Annotated in this window: 5 protein-coding genes; all 5 read left to right on the forward strand. The window is 39.5% G+C overall.

Going from position 1 to position 6,258, the window contains the following annotated elements:
• Positions 1–161: 161 nt before the first annotated feature.
• Entirely contained in the window at positions 162–1,328 is a 1,167-nt protein-coding gene (locus PVV64_RS02810) for a site-specific integrase (protein WP_273759661.1), read from the forward strand.
• Between the two features lie 208 nt (positions 1,329–1,536).
• Positions 1,537–1,737: an AlpA family transcriptional regulator gene (locus PVV64_RS02815; protein WP_004856846.1), complete on the forward strand. Its 201-nt coding sequence runs from the start codon at positions 1,537–1,539 to the stop codon at positions 1,735–1,737.
• Between the two features lie 102 nt (positions 1,738–1,839).
• The gene (locus PVV64_RS02820) at positions 1,840–2,736 is read left to right on the forward strand and encodes a toprim domain-containing protein (protein ID WP_273759663.1); all 897 of its coding nucleotides are present in this window, start codon (positions 1,840–1,842) and stop codon (positions 2,734–2,736) included.
• Complete coding sequence (locus PVV64_RS02825; protein WP_273759665.1) at positions 2,733–4,322, forward strand: YfjI family protein; 1,590 nt, start codon at positions 2,733–2,735, stop codon at positions 4,320–4,322. Before PVV64_RS02820 ends, PVV64_RS02825 begins: the two co-directional genes overlap by 4 nt.
• Before the next feature lie 597 nt (positions 4,323–4,919).
• The coding region (locus PVV64_RS02830) for a DEAD/DEAH box helicase family protein (RefSeq protein ID WP_273759667.1) at positions 4,920–6,258 on the forward strand (1,339 nt) is incomplete at its 3' end.

Raw genomic sequence — 6,258 nt, forward strand, 5'->3', positions numbered from 1 at the left:
TATAATGATAATTTAGCGTTATTCATATTGAATTAGAACACCGAATAACCTAAGATTCTCTCATTTCAAATCTCTTTATCTTGCATCAATTAAAATCACTCATTTGCACATCACAAGCGGGATGAGTGTGTGGATCAAATTTGTATAAGAAAGGAGTAAAAATGGTCCTTATGAACCGTCTTAATGCAAGGTCTGTCGCAACATTGGGGGCTGGCAAATATAATGATGGTGCCGGCTTGCTTCTTCATAAGCGTAAAGATGGGGGTGCTCAATGGATTTATCGTTATACCCTTCACGGGCGTCGTCGCGAAATGGGATTGGGGGCTTTAAGAGATGTCTCTTTAAAACAAGCCCGTGAATTGGCAAACCAATGGCGTTCTGTTTTACGTGAGGGTCGTGACCCCATTAAAGAACGCGATAAACAAAAGCGTGAAGCAATAAGCAATCTCCATTATTTAAAAGATATTGCTCTAGATGCTTTTGAAAGTCGTAAAGCTGAATTAAAAGGAGATGGGAAAAATGGGCGTTGGTTTTTACCCTTAAAACTTCATATTCTCCCTAAATTAGGCTGTTTGCCGGTTTCTGAGATTACGCAAACAGAGATACGCAATACCCTCGCTCCCATTTGGCATACAAAAGCTTCAACAGCAAAAAAAACACTGAATCGTCTTAATATATGTCTTAAACATGCGGCTGCCTTAGGTTTGGATGTTGATTTACAAGCAGTAACAAAAGCACGCGCTCTCTTAGGTAAACAACGTCATAAGGTCACTAATAGACCAGCCATGGATTGGAAAGAAGTGCCGGCTTTTTATCAGTCACTCTGTAAAACACAAAACATAACACGACTAGCTTTGCGTTTGCTTATCCTTACAGGGGTTCGTACCAATCCCTTGCGTCATATTCGTGAAGATCAGATTGATGGAGATATATGGATCATACCTGCTGAGAATATGAAAGGAAAGCGTGATACAACAAAAGAATTTCGCGTGCCCTTATCAACAGAGGCATTAGAAATTTTAAAACAAGCACGATTGCTTTCTCGTAATGATTTTTTCTTTTCTGCAACCGGTCGAGGTCCCCTTGCTGCTAAGTGTATGGCTCAATATATGAGAGATAATAAACTTGATGCCTGCCCGCATGGGTTTCGCTCTAGTTTACGCGATTGGCTTGCTGAAACAACCGATGCCCCCTATGAGATCGCTGAAACCATTCTGGGGCATGTGGTCGGGGGGCAAGTGGAACGTGCTTATCGTCGTACTGACTATTTAGAACAGCGTCGTGTCTATATGGATAAATGGGCGGCTTATGTTACAGGTCAAGCTTAAGATATGGGGTGTAATACCCCATGATCTGTGGATAACTTACTCTCTCTCTTCTCTCATTCTTTCTCAATGAGACTCATAAATTATCACATCAGAAAATGTATTATAAAACACTGTTTTTTATAGACTAAATACCTTTCTAATGATTCCAAAATGTGCTTAATAAATGGACATGATTTGTTCCCATTTTTTATTATGAAAGGAAATTATTATGACAGAAAACGATATTCTTTTAACTGACCGTGAAAGTGCAAAATTGCTTCATATGAGTGTTTCAACATTCCGCCGTCATGTGACCAATGGCTCTCTCCCAAAACCTTTAAAATTTGGTTTTTTATCGCGTTGGTTACAATCAGATCTGATCAATGTCATAGAGCAAGCCAAACAGCAACGTTATAACGACGTCGCATAAAAAAAACCTTGTCACGTAAGGACGGACAAGGCTTTCCATTTTCACTCAAAGAATGAATAGCAAAATCCGTCCTATGGTGCAATATTCATAGGATAAAAAAACATGTTTTCTTTTACGAATGCTCAGGGCATCACAAATGCCTTGCGTGGGGTTTGGTATGGGCATTATGGAAGTGCCCGTTGTCCAGCCCATGATGATCAATTGCCTAGCTTATCCCTTGCCAATGGACATGATGGGCGTCTCTTACTCACTTGTTATGCGGGCTGCTCTTTTAGAGAGATCATACAAGCGCTTAGAAGAATTGGCTTGCTTGGAAAACAAGCCTTTTTTGATAAAGCTTATGATCAGACGCTTTCTTTCTCAAAACAGTTTTCTGCTGATCTCAAACGAGCAAAACAGAAAACAGAGAGAGCAAAAGCAATTTGGCAACAATGCCAACCAATCAAAAATACTTTAGCAGAAACCTATTTACGTATGCGGGGTATTACATGTGATTTGCCTATAGATTTACGCTTTCATAGCAAGTGTCCACACCCTTTAGGGATTACACTGCCCGCGTTGGTGGCTCTTGTTAAGGGCGCTGGCTCCTTTGCCATTCATAGAACCTTTTTAAAAGCCAATGGCTGCAAAACAGATCAGAAACCAGCAAAAGCCATGTTGGGTTCTGTCATGGGCGGTGGGGTGCATTTAAGTCAATCCAATCCCAAACATCTGGTCATTTGTGAAGGCATTGAAACGGGGCTGTCTCTTCTGTCTGGGTTGTTATCAGAGCCCGTGAATTTATGGGCGTCCCTTTCCACCAGTGGCATGATGCGTGTGAATTTACCCCCTATAAAAGGACGTCTGACAATTGCAATGGACGGCGATGATGCGGGTCGTAAAGCAGGTTTCACCCTTGCAAAGCGTGCTTATAGCCAAGGCTTTGAGGTCTTTATCATGCAAGCTCCAAAAGGAAACGATTTTAATAATGTATTACTTTCTCAAAAGAGGGAACTATGAAAGAAAATCATTTACAAAACAACAATGAAAATACCCCCATCAATGATAACGATAATGCTTGTTTAAAAGCCATTCCTTATGAACAAGCTTTGCAACAAGATGGCTGGGGGGAATTAAAACCGATTGAGAATGCTCTCTTACCCGTCGAACCTTTTCATCCTGCTCAAGTACCTTTAAGTTTAGGGACCTATATTTATGATGTTGCTGATATTCAACAATCTTCTCTTGATTTTATTGCTGTCCCTGCTTTGTGTGGTTTGGCTTCTCTTATTGGTAATGGAGTGCGTGTTGCTCCAAAACAATATGCCAATTGGGAGATTGTTCCTAATCTCTGGGGGGCTATTGTTGGAGAACCTTCAACCATGAAAACACCTACCATGAAAGCAGCTTTATTACCTCTCAAGGACTTTCAAGAGGAATGGCATCAAGAATGGGTAAAGCAGAAAAAAAGCCAAGAAACAAAAGAGATTCTTATGGAATTAGATAAACGAGAAAAGAAAAAACAAGCCTACAAAGCACTCAAAAATCAAGACAAGGAACAAGCCCTTGCTCTTCTTTCACAATCTCTTGAACACAAAGAAACTGATGATGATGACACTCTTAGAAAACGACGTCTTATTGTCAATGATGTCACAGTCGAAAAGCTTGGAGAATTGTTAAAAGAAAACCCCCGTGGTCTCTTAATGGTTCGTGATGAGTTATCTGGTTTTTTATCCACTTTGGAACGCAAGGAATATCAAACAGACCGTGGTTTTTATCTAGAAGCTTTTAATGGAGATGATCAGTTTACTTATGACCGTATAGGACGTGGAACAATTTACATATCTCATGCAACCGTATCCATCATTGGGGGCATTCAACCTTCACGAATTATTCCCATTATTCAAGCCATGCACCATGGAACAAATGATGATGGTTTGCTCCAACGGTTCCAGATGCTGGTCTTTCCCGATGAACGAAAAGAGCGGTTATGGATTGATAGACCTCCCAATCAAAAGGCATGGGAAACCTATCAAGGGATCTTTCGTTCTCTGTATGATAAACCCATTGGCTCACCAGAACACCCGCTGGTGATGCGTTTTTCTGCTGAAGCTCAAGAGATGTTTCGTGAATGGTGGGAAAATTTTCAAAGAACAGTCAAAGGAGGGCATTTCTCTGCCCCCTTACAAGCACATCTTTTGAAAATGCCAAAGACCATACCAACCCTTGCCTTGATTTTTGAACTTGTTGAGGGAGGTCGTTTTGAAATCAATAAAGCAGCCCTTCAAACAGCCTTGCGTTGGGAAAAATATTTGTTAAGTCATATAAAACGCCTTTATGGGGCGTGTGATAAATTAGCAGCAGAGCGTGCAAAATTGATTGTTGAACGCTCTGATCATTTACCCGATGTTTTTACAGCAAGAGATATCTATAGACGATGTTGGAGTTCTTTAAAAGATAATCAAGCTGTTAAGCAAGCTTTAGAGCTTTTATGCCGTTGTAACTATATTCGTGAATTTCCTATAGAGGGGAATGAATTAGGTCGGCGTCCTGATAAACGCTATGAGTGGCATCCTTTGGTTAAAAACAACAGCATAAAACAATAAAAAAACTCTTTTGAAGTCTTAAGACAACCACGCAAAACTCTTTTTATGGTATTCTCATCAAGGAACTTTTCTCCAAAAGCAAATGATCTGAGTGGCTTTGTAAAAAGAGTTTTGTCAGTTTAGTCAGTTCATTCTAGCCCCTATAGCATTTTTTTTAAATGGTAAAAAATTAAAAACATTATATTTCAATATGTTAGTATTTTAATGGTACAACCCTTATTAAGACACAACCCATAAATTCAATCAATAATATATATTTGTCAGTTATCTGTCAGTAAATTGAACTGACAAAAGTGTTCATTTCAATGACGCATAAAACCTATCAAAATAATCATTCTGATGTTTTTTAACACATAGTGCATTTGTCTTGAATGATATATGAAATAAAGAGCAAATTTCACTATTCTGTTGTTGATCTGACTTACGTCATAGGCTGTGGATAAATAGCCTTTTAAACCCCTTTTGAAAAAATTTATCCGTTTTTTCGCACTTTTCTGCATTTTTTCTCAATTCGTTCAAAATGGATTTAATAAGCTTCATTTCGATTCTTTTGAAAAGAATTAACCCTCTCATATCAAAATGGAGCTCTGTTATAATATGCTGCAATCTCTTAAGTCTGATCATGAACAAATCACGCTACGCTCTCTCTTAGAATTCTACCGTAAAAAGGCTAAATCACCCCGTGAATTGGGAACGCTGTTTGAAAACCTTGTCATGGCTTATCTCATGCAAGACCCGTTGCAAAAGCAAGAATACGAAAAGGTTCAAACTTATTCGGAATGGGCTGAGGAACATGATGAAGATGGGCGTGATATCGGCATTGATCTGGTCGCTACAATCCGTGATCAAGGAGGATATGCTGCCATTCAATGTAAATGCTATGACGCCTCTCACATCATTAAAAAAGAAGATATTGATAGCTTTATCGCTGCCTCTGGGAAGAAAATATTCACGCGTCGTATTTTGGTTGATAGCACCGAAAGCAATTGGAGTGATAATGCTAACAATACTTGTGATGGTCAAGAGGTTCGTATTCAACAGATTAATCTGTTTGATTTAGAAAACAGTCAAATCGATTGGGGGGCTTATAAAGAACAAGGACAAGCTGTCCTTAAAGAACAACCGAAAAAAAAGCTTTTAGATCATCAAAAGGATGCACTGAAAGCTGTTTGTGAAGGGTTACAAGAAGCAGACCGTGGCAAGCTTATTATGGCGTGTGGAACGGGCAAGACTTTCACTAGCCTTAAGATAGCAGAGACCATAGCAGGTCAAGGCAAGCATGTTTTGTTTTTGGTGCCTTCTCTTGCTTTGATGTCACAAACAATCCGTGAATGGACCCTTGATACAGAAGTGCCCTTGCGTTCCTTTGCGGTGTGTTCGGATACACAAGTAGGCAAGCGTCGTAAAGGGAAACAGGATGATGAATCTGGTCTGGATGCTTCTGATCTTGTCTTACCGGCTACCACGAATGCAAAAGAACTTGCCCGTAAAGCCAATAAGACCTCTCTTGATGTGATGACTGTGGTCTTTTCGACCTATCATTCCATTCAAGTGATTTCCGATGCACAAAAGGAATATGATTTACCCGAATTTGATCTGATCATTTGCGATGAAGCTCATAGAACAACTGGGGTTGTATTGGGAACAGACAAGCATGAATCTGAATTTATCAAAGTTCATGATAACAGCATTATTCGGGGTAAAAAACGTCTGTATATGACAGCAACGCCAAAAATCTTTGCTGATAGTGCAAAAAAACAAGCCCATGAGATGAATGGCATTTTGGCGTCTATGGATGATGAAGCACTCTATGGAAAAGAGCTTTATACCTACACATTCTCTAAAGCCGTGAAGAATGAACTCTTAGTTCCTTATAAGATTATTGTCTTAGGCGTTAATGAAGAGGAAGTCAGTCAATCCATTCAACATCTGATGA

The sequence above is a fragment of the Bartonella sp. ML70XJBT.G genome (genome assembly GCF_028618575.1).
In the GTDB taxonomy this organism is placed as follows: Bacteria; Pseudomonadota; Alphaproteobacteria; order Rhizobiales; family Rhizobiaceae; genus Bartonella.